The 15,700-nt window shown below is 66.8% G+C and carries 13 protein-coding genes; 11 read left to right on the top strand and 2 right to left on the bottom strand.

What is annotated here, in order from left to right:
* Positions 1–51 precede the first annotated feature (51 nt).
* Entirely contained in the window at positions 52–387 is a 336-nt protein-coding gene (locus tag J2808_RS07590) for a hypothetical protein (protein WP_309813960.1), read from the bottom strand.
* Positions 388–504: 117 nt separating this feature from the next.
* Between J2808_RS07590 and J2808_RS07585 the strand changes: the two genes are divergently transcribed.
* The 8 genes from J2808_RS07585 to mmsB all read left to right on the top strand — a co-directional run bounded on the left by J2808_RS07585 (position 505) and on the right by mmsB (position 10,892).
* Complete coding sequence (locus J2808_RS07585; protein WP_309813957.1) at positions 505–1,527, top strand: LacI family DNA-binding transcriptional regulator; 1,023 nt, start codon at positions 505–507, stop codon at positions 1,525–1,527.
* 111 nt (positions 1,528–1,638) lie between these two features.
* Entirely contained in the window at positions 1,639–3,363 is a 1,725-nt protein-coding gene (gene araB / locus J2808_RS07580; RefSeq protein WP_309813955.1) for a ribulokinase, read from the top strand.
* Entirely contained in the window at positions 3,360–4,067 is a 708-nt protein-coding gene (locus J2808_RS07575; protein ID WP_309813952.1) for an L-ribulose-5-phosphate 4-epimerase, read from the top strand. Before araB ends, J2808_RS07575 begins: the two co-directional genes overlap by 4 nt.
* Before the next feature lie 85 nt (positions 4,068–4,152).
* Positions 4,153–5,673 carry an L-arabinose isomerase gene (araA, locus tag J2808_RS07570; protein ID WP_309813949.1) on the top strand — a complete coding sequence of 507 codons (1,521 nt, stop codon included), beginning with the start codon at positions 4,153–4,155 and terminating at the stop codon, positions 5,671–5,673.
* Positions 5,670–6,572, top strand: a complete 903-nt coding sequence (locus J2808_RS07565; protein ID WP_309813946.1) for an aldose 1-epimerase family protein — start codon at positions 5,670–5,672, stop codon at positions 6,570–6,572. The genes araA and J2808_RS07565 overlap by 4 nt, the downstream gene beginning before the upstream one ends.
* Positions 6,573–6,832: 260 nt before the next feature.
* A complete protein-coding gene (gene chvE / locus J2808_RS07560) occupies positions 6,833–7,960 on the top strand; it encodes a multiple monosaccharide ABC transporter substrate-binding protein (protein WP_309813943.1) in 1,128 nt (375 codons plus the stop codon).
* A 107-nt stretch (positions 7,961–8,067) separates the two neighbouring features.
* On the top strand, positions 8,068–9,597 hold the full coding sequence (gene mmsA, locus J2808_RS07555; RefSeq protein WP_309813940.1) for a multiple monosaccharide ABC transporter ATP-binding protein: 1,530 nt from the start codon (positions 8,068–8,070) through the stop codon (positions 9,595–9,597).
* 5 nt (positions 9,598–9,602) lie between these two features.
* Entirely contained in the window at positions 9,603–10,892 is a 1,290-nt protein-coding gene (gene mmsB / locus J2808_RS07550) for a multiple monosaccharide ABC transporter permease (RefSeq protein ID WP_309813938.1), read from the top strand.
* Positions 10,893–10,943: 51 nt separating this feature from the next.
* On the opposite strand, the gene J2808_RS07545 is transcribed toward mmsB, so the two are convergent.
* Positions 10,944–11,633, bottom strand: a complete 690-nt coding sequence (locus J2808_RS07545) for a GntR family transcriptional regulator (protein ID WP_309814245.1) — start codon at positions 11,631–11,633, stop codon at positions 10,944–10,946.
* Between the two features lie 157 nt (positions 11,634–11,790).
* On the opposite strand from J2808_RS07545, the gene J2808_RS07540 reads away from it, so the two are divergent.
* The 3 genes from J2808_RS07540 to J2808_RS07530 all read left to right on the top strand — a co-directional run bounded on the left by J2808_RS07540 (position 11,791) and on the right by J2808_RS07530 (position 15,694).
* Complete coding sequence (locus J2808_RS07540) at positions 11,791–12,549, top strand: LamB/YcsF family protein (protein WP_309813936.1); 759 nt, start codon at positions 11,791–11,793, stop codon at positions 12,547–12,549.
* Between the two features lie 70 nt (positions 12,550–12,619).
* Positions 12,620–13,972, top strand: coding sequence for an MFS transporter (locus J2808_RS07535; RefSeq protein WP_309813931.1), 1,353 nt, complete (start codon positions 12,620–12,622; stop codon positions 13,970–13,972).
* An 18-nt stretch (positions 13,973–13,990) separates the two neighbouring features.
* On the top strand, positions 13,991–15,694 hold the full coding sequence (locus J2808_RS07530) for a 5-oxoprolinase subunit B/C family protein (protein ID WP_309813930.1): 1,704 nt from the start codon (positions 13,991–13,993) through the stop codon (positions 15,692–15,694).
* Positions 15,695–15,700 lie beyond the last annotated feature (6 nt).

Here is a 15,700-nt window from a genome sequence, read left to right as displayed (position 1 = left end):
GGTTTATTGGGCCGAAAGTGACCCCGCGTTGCTTATCAGAAACTGCCGGTACTAAGCCGCGCAGGCATTCTTCAGCGCGGTGACTGAGCCGGCGGGCACCTGATCGCCAGCTTTCGCAATCTCGCCCAGCGGCGTCGTGATTTCCGCGGGGACCCCGGCGGCGTCCGCGGCGGAGACCAGTCCGCCCAGCACGGCCTTGTCCGAGGCGCTGACCAGCCCGTCCTCCACCACGGTGCAGACCTGCTTGCGGACCTCGTCGGCAGCGGCAGTGGCCACTTTCGTAGCGGCGTCGTTCGCGGCGTTTTCGGCAACTTCCTGCACCGACCCGCAGGCGGACAACAGAAGCAGCAGGGGAACGGCGGACAGGGCGGCGAGGCGGCGTTTCATCCGTCCAGCCTAGCCGACCGCTGGTGTCACGGTCCGCCGGGCGGCCCCATGGACGGCGCCGCCCTGGGGTAACTTGATGTCACGCGGACGGGCCGCAAACGGAGGAAGGCAACTCGTATGGGGAACAACCACGACCGGCGGCAGCCGCGGCTTGAAGACGTGGCAGCGCGGGCCAATGTTTCCCACCAGACGGTGTCGCGGGTGATCAACAACCACCCGAATGTCAGCGCGGCCACCCGGGGGCGGGTGGAAGCGGCGATTGCCGAGCTTGGCTACCGGCGCAACACGGCCGCGCGGAGCCTGGTCACCCGGCGCACGCAGACCATCGGCGTCCTCGCCTCAGAACTGGGGCAATATGGACCGGCGAATACGCTCCTGGGCGTCCAGCAGGCCGCCCGGGAGGCGGGCTATTTCGTGAGCATTGCCGCGATCAAGGGGGCCGGGTCCGAGGCGATTTCCGATGCTGTGCGGCACCTGACGGACCAGGGTACGGATGGCTTGATTGTCATCGCCCCGCACGACGGGACACTGGAGGTGTTGGAGGGCATGAGACTGAATGTGCCGGTGATCGTGGTGGGCGTAGCCGGCCACGGGAACTTGTGCGGGGTGATGCTGGACCAGAAGCTCGGAGCGCGCCTGGCCGTGGCACACCTGATCAGTCTCGGCCACCAGCGGATCGGCCACATCTCCGGCCCGCTGGACTGGATCGATGGCCAGGCCCGTGTTGACGGGTGGCGCGAGGAACTGGCGGAAGCCGGGCTGAGCGACGACCTCCTAATCGAGGGCGACTGGAGCGCCGGCAGCGGGTACCGGATCGGGCAGCAGCTGGCAGAGCAGCAAGATGCCACCGCAGTGTTCGTGAGCAACGACCAGATGGCCTTGGGGCTGCTGCGGGCGTTCGGCGAGAAGGGTGTCCGCGTACCCGAGGATGTGTCCGTGATCGGCTTCGACGACCAGCCCGAATCCGCCTACTTCATGCCCCCGCTGACCACTGTCCGCCAGGATTTCGAAGAACTCGGCAAACGCTGCATGGACCTGATGCGCGCCCAGATCGAGGACGGCGCCGCGGGCGGCACCCTGGTGGTTGGCCCCGAGTTGGTGGTGCGCGCCAGCACTGCCGCCCGGCCGCTCCCTACCTGAGGCCGGAGCCCGCTCCAAATAAACGCGAAGCCAGAAATTCCTTGACACGCTCTTTGTTAGCGCTAACAATAGTGGAGTTCGCAATGCTGCGAAATCAACTTGGAGGATCTGATGGACGTCTCAGTGGACGGAACCGAAAACTTTGTCATTGGCGTGGACTTCGGCACGCTCTCCGGGCGGGCCGTGGTGGTGCGGGTCCGTGACGGCAAGGAACTGGGCAGCGGCGTCTTCGACTACCCGCATGGCGTGGTGACGGAATCCCTGCCGGCGGTTGCCGCGGATGTAGTGGACGACGGCGCCGCCCGGCTTCCCGGGGACTGGGCACTGCAGGTGCCCAACGACTACCGCGACGTCCTCCGCCACGCGGTCCCCGCGGCGATCGCCGACGCCGGGATCGACCCCGCCGCCGTCGTGGGCATTGCCACCGACTTCACGGCCTGCACCATGGTGCCCGTCAAGGCGGACGGCACACCGCTGAACGAACTGGCCGGCTTCGCCAGCCGGCCGCACGCCTATGTGAAACTCTGGCGCCACCACGCCGCGCAGCCGCAGGCGGACCGGATCAACGCCCTGGCAGCTGAACGTGGCGAAAGCTGGCTGCCGCGCTATGGCGGGCTCATCTCGTCCGAATGGGAATTCGCCAAGGGGCTGCAGCTCCTCGAAGAAGACCCGGAAACCTACGCGGCAATGGACCACTGGGTGGAGGCCGCCGACTGGATCGTCTGGCAGCTCTGCGGCAACTACGTCCGCAACGCCTGCACCGCCGGCTACAAGGGCATCTACCAGGACGGCCGCTATCCCTCCGAGGACTTCCTGGCCGCCCTGAACCCGCAGTTCAAGGACTTCGTCAGCACCAAGCTCGAGCACACCATCGGCCGGCTGGGCGACGCCGCGGGCTACCTTACGGCCGAAGCCGCCGCCTGGACCGGCCTGCCCGAGGGCATCGCGGTGGCGGTGGGCAACGTGGACGCCCACGTCACGGCCCCGGCTGCCCGGGCCGTGGAGCCCGGACAGCTCGTGGCCATCATGGGCACCTCCACCTGCCATGTCATGAACGGCACCGAACTGCACGAAGTCCCGGGCATGTGCGGCGTGGTGGACGGCGGCATCGTGGACGGTCTGTGGGGCTACGAAGCCGGACAGTCAGGCGTCGGCGACATCTTCGGCTGGTTCACCAAGAACGGCGTCCCGCCGGAGTACCACCACGCAGCCGAAGCTGCAGGGCTCGGCATCCACGAATACCTCACCGAACTCGCCGCCAGCCAGGCGATCGGCGAACACGGCCTCATTGCCCTGGACTGGCACTCCGGCAACCGTTCGGTGCTGGTGGACCATGAACTCTCCGGCCTGGTGCTGGGCCAGACCCTCGCCACCCGGCCGGAAGACACCTACCGCGCCCTGCTGGAAGCCACGGCCTTCGGCACCCGGACCATCGTGGACGCCTTCCGTGATTCCGGCGTCCCGGTGAAGGAATTCATCGTGGCCGGCGGGCTGGTGAAGAACGGACTCCTGATGCAGATCTACGCCGACGTCACGGGCCTCCAGCTCTCCACCATCGGTTCCAGCCAGGGCCCTGCCCTCGGCTCGGCCATCCACGCGGCGGTAGCGGCAGGCCGCTACCCGGACATCCGCGCGGCAGCCGCTGCCATGGGCTCCGAACCCGGCGCCGTCTTCACGCCCGTCCCCGAAAACGTTGCCGCCTACGAGGAGTTGCTCCAGGAGTACCGGACGCTCCATGACCACTTCGGCAGGGGCGCCAACGATGTGATGCACCGACTCAAGGCCATCCAGCGCCGGTCCGTCCGCCCCCTCGTAACGGCCGGGGTGTCCGCATGAGCGCGCTGCTGGAAACCATCGCCCAACTCCGGGCGGAGGTGTGCGCCCTGCACGCCGAACTGACCCGGTACGGGCTGGTGGTGTGGACTGCGGGCAACGTTTCCGCACGGGTGCCCGGCCACGACCTGATGGTCATCAAGCCGTCGGGGGTTTCCTATGGCGACCTGACGCCCGGGCACATGGTGGTCACCGACCTGTACGGCACGCCTGTCAGTGGTGCCAACATCGGCAGCGGCGGCACTGTGGACTGGGGCAACCCGCCGTTGTCGCCGTCGTCGGATACCGCGGCGCACGGCTACGTCTACCGCAACATGCCCGACGTCGGCGGCGTGGTCCACACGCATTCCACCTACGCCACGGCCTGGGCGGCGCGCGGCGAGGCGATCCCGTGCGTCCTCACCATGATGGGCGACGAGTTCGGCGGCCCCATCCCGGTGGGTCCCTTCGCGCTGATCGGGGACGACTCCATTGGCCAGGGCATCGTGGAGACGCTTATGAACTCCACCTCGCCGGCCGTCCTGATGCAGAACCATGGCCCGTTCACCATCGGCAAGGACGCCCGCTCAGCCGTGAAAGCCGCGGTCATGTGCGAGGAAGTGGCCCGGACTGTCCATATTTCCCGCCAGCTCGGCGAGCCCGTGCCGATCGACCCGGCCCAGATTGACTCCCTGTTCGACCGCTACCAGAACGTCTACGGCCGCTAGGCCCAGTAACCAGGCCGCCAGGCCCAACAACCAGGCCGCCAGGCCACGCACCGCCGTCGCCCACTACTTTTCAGCAGGAGAAACCATGCCCAACGCCAACAACACCTCCCTCGACCAGTACGAGGTCTGGTTCCTCACCGGCAGCCAGCACCTCTACGGCGAGGATGTCCTGAAGCAGGTGGCCGCCCAGTCCCAGGAGATTGCCGCCGTCCTCAACGAAGCCTCCGCCGTCCCGGTCAAGATTGTCTGGAAGCCGGTCCTGACCGATTCGGATGCCATCCGCCGCACCGCCCTGGAGGCAAACTCGGATGATTCCGTCATCGGTGTGACCGCCTGGATGCACACCTTTTCCCCGGCCAAGATGTGGATCCAGGGCCTGGACCTGCTCCGCAAGCCGCTCCTGCACCTGCACACCCAGGCGAACGTGGAACTGCCCTGGGCGGACATCGACTTCGACTTCATGAACCTGAACCAGGCCGCGCACGGCGACCGCGAGTTTGGCTACATCCAGTCGCGCCTCGGCATTCCGCGCAAGACCGTGGTGGGCCACGTGTCCAACCCCGAGGTGTCCCGCCAGGTGGGTTCCTGGCAGCGCGCCTCGGCCGGCTGGGCGGCCGTCCGCACCCTGAAGCTCACCCGCTTCGGCGACAACATGCGCAACGTCGCCGTCACCGAAGGTGACAAGACCGAAGCCGAGCTGCGCTTCGGCGTCTCCGTCAACACCTGGTCCGTCAACGAACTCGCCGAGGCGGTGCACGGCGCCGCGGAGTCCGACGTCGACGCCCTGGTTGCAGAGTACGAGCGCCTCTACGAGGTGGTTCCCGAGCTCCGCGCCGGTGGAGCCCGCCACGAGTCGCTGCGCTACAGCGCCAGGATTGAGCTGGGCCTGCGCAGATTCCTGGAAGCCAACGGCTCCGCCGCGTTCACCACCTCCTTCGAGGACCTCGGCGCGCTGCGGCAGCTGCCGGGCATGGCCGTCCAGCGGCTCATGGCCGATGGCTACGGCTTCGGTGCCGAGGGCGACTGGAAAACCGCCATCCTGGTCCGGGCCGCGAAGGTCATGGGTGCAGGGCTGGCCGGCGGCGCCTCGCTGATGGAGGACTACACGTACCACCTCGTCCCCGGGCAGGAGAAGATCCTGGGCGCCCACATGCTTGAGGTCTGCCCCTCCCTGACTGCCACCAAACCGCGCGTCGAAATCCACCCGCTGGGCATCGGCGGCAAGGAAGACCCGGTGCGGATGGTCTTCGACACGGACGCCGGACCCGGCGTCGTGGTTGCCCTGTCCGACATGCGGGACCGGTTCCGCCTGGTGGCGAACGCCGTCGACGTGGTTGACCTGGACCAGCCGCTGCCCAACCTGCCGGTAGCCCGTGCGCTATGGTCCCCGAAGCCCGACTTCGCCACCTCCGCCGCGGCCTGGCTCACCGCCGGCGCGGCGCACCACACCGTCCTGAGCACCGCCGTCGGCATGGACGTGTTTGAGGACTTCGCCGAGATCGCCCAGACAGAGCTGCTGACCATCGACGAGGACACCACCATCCGGGGCTTCAAGAAGGAACTCGCCTGGAACGCCGCCTACTACAAGCTGGCCGGCGGCCTGTGACCGGAGCCGAATACGGGCTTCGGCACGGTGACTACACCGCGCTGATCACCGCAAGGGGAGCGGCCGTGCGGGTGCTGCAGCACCGGGGGCGGGACCTTGTGGTTCCGTTCCCGGCCGGCGGGCCCAACCCGCACTTCCGCGGCGTTGTTGTTGCACCCTGGCCGAACCGGATCCCCGACGGGACGTACACCTTCGGCGGCGTGGACTACCAGGTGCCGGTGAACGAACCGGCCCGGCAGTGCGCCCTGCACGGCTTCACCCCCGGGCTCGACTGGACCCTGGAGGCCCGGACAGAGTCCGCGCTCACGCTGTCCAGCAGCATCGGGCCGACGCCGGGGTACCCCTTCGCGTTGACCGTCACCGCCCGGTACCGGCTGGACGGCGACGGCCTGCATACGGCCGTGACCGCCGCCAACGTGGGGGATCGGGCGTCGCCCTACGGCGTGTGCCCGCATCCCTACCTGCTGGCGGGTCCGGCACCGCTGGACGCATGGAGCTTGGAAGTTCCCGCGGATACGTTCCTGGAGGTGACGGCCGACAGGCTGCTGCCGCTCGCAACCCGCCCGGTGGCGGGGCACGAATATGACTTCCGCGCCGCCCGCGTCATCGGCGCCACGGCGATCGACCACGCCTTCACCGATGTTGCGTTCGACGGCGAAGGGCAGGCGTGCGTGCTGGTCCGGGACCCGGGCGGAACCGGCGTCGGGATGGCCTGGGACCGCAGCAGCGGCTGGGTCCAGCTATACACCGGGGACACGGAACCGCCGCTGCCCAACCGGCTGGGGCTCGCCGTCGAACCGATGAGCTGCCCGCCGGACGCGTTCAACACCGGAACGGACCTGGTGCGGCTTGAACCTGGGGCCTCACACCACGCTGCCTGGCGCATTTTTGCCACCTGACGTGTCCTTGGGTTAGGCGGATCCACCGTTGGCCGGTCTAAGATAAACGCCGAATGTGCGTTGACTCACATGCCTTGAGAAGCTATGTTGTACCCAGTTGTTAGCGATAACAATTTGCCGGCGATCCTTCGCCGGCTGACCTCCGTTCCATCCAGACCTACGCATTCCTCCCGCTGTTACCCGCCCCGCAGGGGGCACAACGACGTGCAGGGCTGCGATCAGCAACTTCGCGGACCACAGGGCCGCGGAAGGAGAAAATTGTGAAGATCAGGAAACTCCTGGGCACCGTTGCGGTTGTCCTCGCCGTGACCGTCGGGGCCACCGGCTGCGGCAGCCGCGGTGGCGCGGCCGCCGAGCCCGCCGCCTCCGGCGATGCTGCCGGCTCCCTTGTAGGGATCTCGATGCCGACGCAGACGTCGGAGCGGTGGATCGCGGACGGCAAGAACGTCTCCGACTCCGTGACGAAGCTCGGTTACAAGGCCGACCTGCAGTATGCCAACGATGACATCCCCACCCAGGTGGCGCAGATCGAGAACATGCTCACCAAGGGCGCCAAGGCCCTGATCGTGGCGGCCATTGACGGCACCACCCTGACCGACGTCCTCGCCAAGGCGAAGGAACAAAACGTCAAGGTCATCGCGTACGACCGGCTTATCAACGGCACACCGAACGTGGACTTCTACACCACCTTCGACAACTACACCGTGGGTGTGCAGCAGGCCACGTCGCTGCTGACCGGCCTGGGCCTGGTCGATGCAGCCGGCAAGAAGGTGGACGGCAAGGGACCCTTCAACGTGGAGCTCTTCGCCGGCAGCCCGGATGACAACAACGCCAACTTCTTCTGGACCGGCGCCATGGACACCCTCCAGCCGTACCTGGACGCCGGCACCCTGAAGGTGCCCAGCGGACAGACCAAGTTCGAGCAGGCAGCCATCCTGCGCTGGCAGGCCCCCGTGGCCCAGAAGCGCATGGAAGACATCCTCACCGCCGCCTACAGCTCCGGCACCAAGCTCCACGGCGTCCTCTCACCGTATGACGGCCTCTCCATCGGCATCATCTCCGCCCTGACCAGCACCGGCGGCTACGCCAAGGGAAGCCTGCCGATCGTCACCGGCCAGGACGCCGAAAAGGGCTCGGTCAAGTCCATCACCGCCGGCGAGCAGTACTCCACCATCTTCAAGGACACCCGCCAGCTGGGCGCCCAGGCCGTCAAGATGGTGGACGCGCTCCTGAAGGGCCAGGAGCCCGAGGTCAACGACACCAAAACCTACAACAACAAGGTCAAGGTGGTCCCGGCCTTCCTGCTCAAATCCGTGATCATCACGGAAGAGAACTACAAAAAAGAGCTCATCGACTCCGGCTACTACACCGAGGCCGACGTCAAGTAGCCACGTCGAAGGGAGGCGGCCCGCCGTCGGGTCCTGGCCGCCTCCCCTCCCGTAGACCCCTGCAGCCGCAGGCGGTCCCAGGTACTACCAGTCAGTGAGAATTGGCGATGAACACACCCATTCTTCAAATGCGAGGAATCACCAAGACCTTCCCGGGCGTGAAGGCACTCCAGGACGTTACCCTGCAGGTGAACCGCGGCGAGGTCCATGCCATCTGCGGCGAGAACGGCGCCGGAAAATCCACGCTGATGAAAGTGCTGTCCGGCGTCTACCCGCACAGCTCCTTCGACGGCGACATCCTGTTCGAAAACGAACCCTGCAACTTCGCCAGCATCAGCGACAGCGAGAAGCGCGGAATCGTGATCATCCACCAGGAACTGGCGCTGAGCCCCTACCTGTCGATCGCCGAGAACATCTACCTTGGCAACGAACAGGCCACGCGCGGCTGGGTGGACTGGCGGAAAACCAACCTGGAGGCCGCCAAACTCCTGGCCCGGGTGGGCCTGAGCGAAAACCCGGTCACCCCCGTGCAACAGATCAGCGTGGGAAAGCAGCAGCTCGTGGAGATCGCCAAGGCGCTCTCGAAGGAGGTCAAGCTCCTGATCCTCGACGAACCGACGGCGGCCCTCAACGACGAAGACTCGGGCCACCTGCTGGACCTGATCCTGCACCTCAAAGGCCAGGGCGTCACGTCCATCATCATCAGCCACAAACTCAACGAGATCCGCAAGGTGGCCGACGCCGTCACCATCATCCGTGACGGCAAGACCATCGAAACCCTCCGCATGGACGAGGGCGGGATCACGCAGGAACGCATCATCCGCGGGATGGTTGGCCGGGACCTTGAGAGCCTGTACCCGGACCGGACCCCCCGGATCGGCGAGGAAGTCCTGCGGATCGAGGACTGGTCCGTCCGGCACCCGCAGGACCACAGCCGGATGGTGGTCACCAACGCCAGCCTCAACGTCCGCAAGGGCGAAGTGGTGGGCCTGGCCGGGCTGATGGGCGCCGGCAGGACCGAACTGGCCATGAGCGTGTTCGGCCGCAGCTACGGCACCGCAACGTCCGGCAAAGTCTTCAAGCACGGCGTCGAAATCAACACCGGCACTGTTTCCGCCGCCATCAAGCACGGGATCGCCTACGCCACCGAAGACCGCAAACACTATGGCCTGAACCTCATCGAGGACATCAAGCGGAACGTGTCCATGGCCGCGCTCCCCAAGCTGGTCAAGCGCGGCTGGGTTGATAAAAACCAGGAAACCGTGGTGGCCAACGAGTACCGGAAGAGCATGAACATCAAGGCGCCGTCGGTCGCCGCCATCACGGGCAAACTGTCCGGCGGCAACCAGCAGAAAGTGGTGCTGAGCAAGTGGATGTTCTCCGACCCGGACGTGCTGATCCTCGACGAACCCACGCGCGGGATCGACGTCGGGGCGAAGTTTGAGATCTACACGATCATCGCGAAGCTGGCCGCCGAAGGAAAGGCAGTCGTGGTGATTTCCTCCGAACTGCCCGAACTGCTGGGCATCTGCGACAGGATCTACACCCTGTCCGCCGGGCACATCACCGGCGAAGTTCCCATCGCCGAAGCATCGCAGGAAACCCTCATGCATTTCATGACCAAAGAGAAGGAATAGCGAACATGTCCGCCCTCCGAGAATCCCTGGGCTTCCTGACAAGCCGCCTCCGCCAGGTTGGCATCTTTGTCGCCCTGATCCTGATCGTGCTGCTGTTCCAGGTCCTGACCGACGGGATCCTGCTGCAGCCGCAAAACGTCACCAACCTGGTGGTCCAGAACAGCTACATCCTGATCCTGGCCATCGGCATGGTGATGGTGATCATCGCCGGCCACATCGACCTCTCCGTCGGATCGGTGGCCGGTTTCATCGGTGCCGTTGCCGGCGTCATGATCGTGCACTGGGGATGGGCCTGGTGGCTCGCCATCCCCGCCTGCCTGCTGGTGGGCGCACTCGTGGGTGCCTGGCAGGGCTACTGGATCGCGTACGTCGGAATCCCCGCGTTCATCGTCACCCTCGCCGGCATGCTGATTTTCCGCGGCCTGACCCTGATCACCCTCAAGAACCAGCAGATCACGCCCTTCCCGGGGGAGCTGCGTGCGCTGGGCGGCGGCTTCCTGCCCGACATTTCCGGCGGAACCTCGGTACTGGAGTGGCTGACGGTCCTGCTGGGGGTCGGCGCCACCCTGGCGCTGGTCATCCAGGCGGTCAAGGAACGCCGGATCCGCAAGAAGTTCGAACTCGAGAATGAGCCGATGGCCTGGTTCGCCACCAAGACCGCGTTCATCGCCCTGCTGATGCTGACCATTACCTTCCTCCTCGCCAGTTACCGCGGCACGCCCATCGTCCTGATTGTGCTTGCTGTCCTGGTGATCGGTTACACGGCCCTGATGAACAACAGCGTCTTCGGCCGGCACACGTACGCCATCGGCGGGAACCTGCACGCGGCAGAGCTGTCCGGCATTAAGACAAAGGCGGTCACGTTCCGGCTTTTTGTGAACATGGGCGTCCTGGCCGCACTGGCCGGCCTCGTGTTCACGGCCCGGCTCAACTCCGCCCAGCCGGCTGGCGGCACCGGGTTTGAACTGGACGCCATCGCGGCGGCTTTCATCGGCGGCGCCGCGGTCCAGGGTGGCATTGGCACTGTGGCCGGGGCCCTGATCGGCGGCCTGATCATGGGTGTGCTGAACAATGGCATGTCCATCCTTGGCCTCGGAACTGACTACCAGCAGCTCATCAAGGGCCTGGTGCTGCTCCTGGCCGTCGGCTTCGACATCTTCAACAAGAACCGCAGCGGCAAGGGCGGGGGTGCGGCCATCGGAAAGCGCCTTAAGGTCAAACCGAACCCCGGTGCCGCAGCGGACGCCGGCCAGCCCACAGGCGAGGTTCCCGTTCCGGTGCCCGCCGCGAAGTAGCGCGCAGCGGTGACCGCCGCCAAGTAAGACGCTTGGGACGCGGCCGACGGCTTATTCAGCGTCGGCCGCGTCCCCATGCACTTCGCCAAGGTTGTCCTCGGAGCGGTCCAGGTACGCGAGTAGAAGGTCAGCGGCACGGTCCAGTTCCCCGGACTCCAGAGCCAGGCAGATCTCCTCGTTATCCGGCACGTAGTGCTGGTAGAACTGCGCATCCACCGTGGCCTTGTGGAAGAACAGGCGCATCTCGGCCAGCACCTGGGCCATGATGGTGTTCAGCCGCGGGCTCCTGGCCAGGGCAACAATGGCGCCGTGAAAATGCTGGTTGGCGGTGCCCGCCGCTTCCTCGTCACGTGCAGCCGCGGCCCGTTTTCCTTCCTCGACGGCGGCCCGGACTGCGGCCACGTCCTCCGGGCTGCCTCCGGCTCGCAGTGCGCTGACCTCGATGGCGCGGCGCACTGTATAGACGTCATGGACGTCCCCTGCCTCCAGGCTTGCGACGAAGACGCCGCGGTTCGGATGGCGGACCACCAGCCGTTCGCTCGCGAGTTCGGCAAAGGCCTCACGCACCGTGTTGCGGGAGACGCCCAGGTCCTCGGCGATGGTGGATTCGGTCAGGCGCGCGCCCGGAAGCAGGGCCCCCTCAGCCAATTGCAGGCGAAGTTCATCCGCCACCCGCTCCGCCACTGACGGAACGGCCACCCGAAGACGGCCAGTTGCGGTGCGGGTGGCCCGGCCCGGCATGTCATTGGTCAACGTGCGGGGGGAGCGGACTGTCGGATCTGAAGAGGCCATACTCGAGAATTTACACGATCGTCACATCGTTGAATCGAAGGATTGTTGAACAATCCGTAGATTTAGTGCATCCTAGTAGGACCACTCAATGAGACGGGGATCACAAATGACAACCATCGACCTGAACAGCGACGTAGGCGAGTCCTTCGGACGCTGGACCCTGGGCGATGACACGGCGATGTTCGCCTCTGTCTCCAGCGCCAATGTGGCCTGCGGTTTCCACGCCGGCGATCCCAGCGTGATCCGCAGGACCTGCCGCGAGGCAGCTGCCGCCGGAGTCGTCATCGGTGCCCACGTGGGCTACCGCGACCTCGCCGGCTTCGGCCGCCGCTTCCTGGACATCAGCCCCAGCGAACTTGCCGATGACGTGGTGTACCAGATCGGTGCCCTGCAGGCACTCGCCGCGGCTGAGGGAACCACAGTCCGCTACGTGAAGCCGCACGGCGGCCTCTACAACGCGATCGTGGCGCACACCGCCCAGGCGCAGGCCGTCGTAGACGCCGTGAAGTCGGTTGACCCCAGCCTGCCCATCATGGGCCTGCCGGGCTCGGAAGTCCTGCGGCTCGCAGGGCGAGCCGGCCTGCGCGGCGTGTCCGAAGCCTTTGCGGACCGCGCCTACAACCCGGACGGAACGCTCGTCTCCCGATCAATCCCGGGAGCAGTCCTTGAGGATCCGGAACAAGTGGCGGAACATGTCCTACGGATGGCCACCGAATCCGCCGTCCGCACCATTGATGGTTCCGTCCTGAAGATCCGCGCAGAGAGCATCTGCGTGCATGGTGACTCACCGGGGGCCGTAGCCATGGCCACTGCAGTGAAGTCCGCTCTCGGCGACGCCGGTGTCAGCATCGGCTCGTTCGTCTAGCCAGTTTGCCCAGCCCATTCCACGGCCGCATCCAGGCCCCCGCACCATCCCTCACCCTTCGGAGGAAACCATGACCAGCACTAACAAGGCAGCCAAAACGGCGGCAAGGAAGCCGCCCGCCGGCGCCCTTAAGGCGTACGTCGCCAGCCTCACCGGCACCTCGCTTGAGTACTACGACTTCGCCATCTACTCGGTGGCCTCGGCCCTCGTCTTCCCCAAGATCTTCTTCCCGTCCAACGATGAGTTCGTGGGGCTCCTGCTGTCCTTCTCCGCCTTCGCGGTGGGCTACCTCGCCCGCCCCATCGGCGGCATCGTGTTCGGCCGCCTCGGCGACAAGGTGGGCCGCAAGTACGTCCTCGTCTTCACCCTGGTGCTGATCGGCGTCGCCACCGTCCTCATCGGTGCGCTGCCTGACTACTCCGCAATTGGCATCTGGGCCCCCATCATCCTCGTGCTCCTGCGCCTGGCCCAGGGCATCGGCGTCGGTGGCGAATGGGGCGGCGCTGTGCTGCTGTCCAGCGAATTCGGCGACCCCAACAAGCGTGGCTTCTGGTCCTCCGCAGCCCAGATCGGCCCGCCCGCCGGCAACCTCATGGCCAACGGTGTCCTGGCCATTCTCGCGGCCTCCCTGAGCACTGAAGCCTTCCTCTCCTGGGGCTGGCGCGTAGCCTTCCTGGCCTCCGCCCTGCTGGTGGTCTTCGGCCTGATCATCCGCCTCAAGCTCGAGGAAACCCCGGTCTTCAAGGCCATCGCAGCCCACGGCGACCAGCCGAAGGCGCCCATCAAGGAAGTCTTCACCACCCAGCCCCGTGCGCTGATCTCCGCCGCCCTGTCCCGCGTCTGCCCGGACGTCCTCTACGCACTGTTCACCGTTTTTGTGGCCGTTTACGCCACCAAGGAACTGGGCATGACCACCGGCAACGTGCTGGCCGCCATCCTGATCGGCTCCGCGTTCCAGCTCTTCCTCATCCCGCTCGCCGGCGCACTCACTGACCGGTTCAACCGCCGCTGGGTCTACGGCATTGCCGCTGCCGCCACCGCCGTCTACATTCCCCTGTTCTTCCTGATGATCGCGGGCAAGTCCGTGGTGATGCTGATCATCGGCGTGGTGATCGGACTGGCCCTGCATGCCTTTATGTATGGCCCGCAGGCAGCCTTCATCACCGAGCAGTTCCCGGCCCGCCTCCGCTACGCCGGCAGCTCCCTGGCCTACACGCTGGCCGGCGTCATCGGCGGCGCCGTGGCCCCGCTGATCTTCACCGCCCTCTACGGTGCGGCATCCGGCGGCTGGTACCTGATCGCCGGGTACATCCTCCTGACGGCCATCATCACCATCGTGGGCATGCGCCTCGGCCGCGACCCGCAGCCCGAAGAGGACCTCCGCCTGCTCCACGACGACAACGCCCAGGGCAGCCACGCCTGAGCGGCGGGCCTGATCCCCATGGAAACAGTCAGTAATCCGGCCACAGCCGCACGGGTGCTCGCCGTCCGTCCGGTCGGAACGACGGCGGTGCTCGCCGAACTCTCCGGGCTCCACGACGTCCTGGCTCTGCAGGCCCTCCTGCTGGAGCAGCCGCTGCCCGGCCAGGTGGACGTCCTGGCCGCCGCCGAAACCGTGATGGTTAAGGCCGACTCGCCCGCTGCCGCCCGCCGGATGGCGGCCCGGCTGCTGGAGATGGACCTGACGGTCCAGTCCCACGCCGAGGGCAAGCTGGTCACCATCGAGGCCGTGTACGATGGCGAGGATCTCGCCGAAGTGGGTCGGCTCACCGGCCTGGGGGCCGAGGGAGTGGTGGCGGCCCATACCGGGCAGGTCTGGACCGTGGCCTTCGGCGGCTTCGCCCCGGGATTTGGCTACATGGTGGGGGAGAACCAGGCGCTGGAAGTACCGCGCCGGAGTTCGCCCCGGACCGCCGTCCCCGCGGGATCCGTGGCCCTGGCCGGCAACTATTCGGCCGTGTACCCGCGGAAGTCGCCGGGCGGCTGGCAGCTGATCGGCCGCACCGCCGCCCACATGTGGGACCTCAGCCGGGAGCAGCCTGCCCTGGCCGCGCCCGGCGACCGGGTGCAGTTCCGGGCCGTGCGGGAGCTCATTGAAGTTGCGGCACCGCGTGTTGCTGCCTCGGATTCCGAAGCCTTGGCAGCCCGGGAACCGGACAGTCAGTCCGGCCTCCGGATCCTGTCGCCCGGACTGCAGAGCCTGATCCAGGACCTCGGCCGCCCCGGTCACGCCGGGCTCGGAGTGTCCTCAGCCGGCGCACTCGACCGCTCCTCCCTGCGCCGCGCCAACCGGATCGTGGGCAACGACCCGTCGGCCGCCGTCGTCGAATCCGTTGCCGGCGGGCTGCGCGTGCAGGCTGTGGGCGACCAGGTGCTGGCTGTGGCCGGCGCGCCGTCGGCACTGACTGTAGTGACGCCGTCGGACGCCCCCGATCTGGAGACTGAAGACGTAGGCGACCAGCTGGAGCAGGTCCGCGAGGTGCCCATGGCCACCGCGTTCGCCCTGCTCGACGGCGAGATCCTGACCATCGGAGCGCCGCAGCGCGGCTTCCGCAGCTACCTGGCCATCCGCGGCGGGGCAGCAGTTGACGCTGTGCTGGGGAGCCGGTCCACGGACACCATGTCCGGGATCGGGCCTGCACCGCTGGCCGCCGGGCAGATGCTGGGCGCCGGCGCCGCCACGTCCTCCAACGTGGTGGGCAACCCCGAGCTGCAGCCCGACTTCCCGGACACCGGCGTGACAGTCCTGGACATTGTTCCCGGACCCCGCGATGACTGGTTCGACGCCGCCGCCCTCGAATCGCTCTGTGGCCAGGACTGGGCGGTGACGCCCCGCTCCAACCGGGTGGGCATGCGCCTGGCCGGCGAACCGCTCACACGGAGCCGTGACGGCGAACTGGCCAGTGAAGGAACCATGGCGGGCGCGCTCCAGATTCCGCCGGAGGGCCAGCCGGTGCTGTTCCTGGCCGACCACCCCATCACCGGCGGCTATCCCGTGATCGGCGTGGTGGTGGACCACCAGCTGGACCTCGCCGCGCAGATACCCATTGGCGGTTCCATCCGGTTCCGCTGGGCGCCCGGGTATGGGCTGCCCGCCAATGCTTCCCCCGATGTTTCCCAGATACAAGATTCCCAGACGAAGTGAGCAACT

The sequence above is a fragment of the Pseudarthrobacter sulfonivorans genome, from assembly GCF_031454915.1.
Taxonomy (GTDB): domain Bacteria; phylum Actinomycetota; class Actinomycetes; order Actinomycetales; family Micrococcaceae; genus Arthrobacter; species Arthrobacter sulfonivorans_C.
Note: the sequence above shows the minus strand (reverse complement) of the source record. Positions and strands in the feature narration are given on the sequence as shown.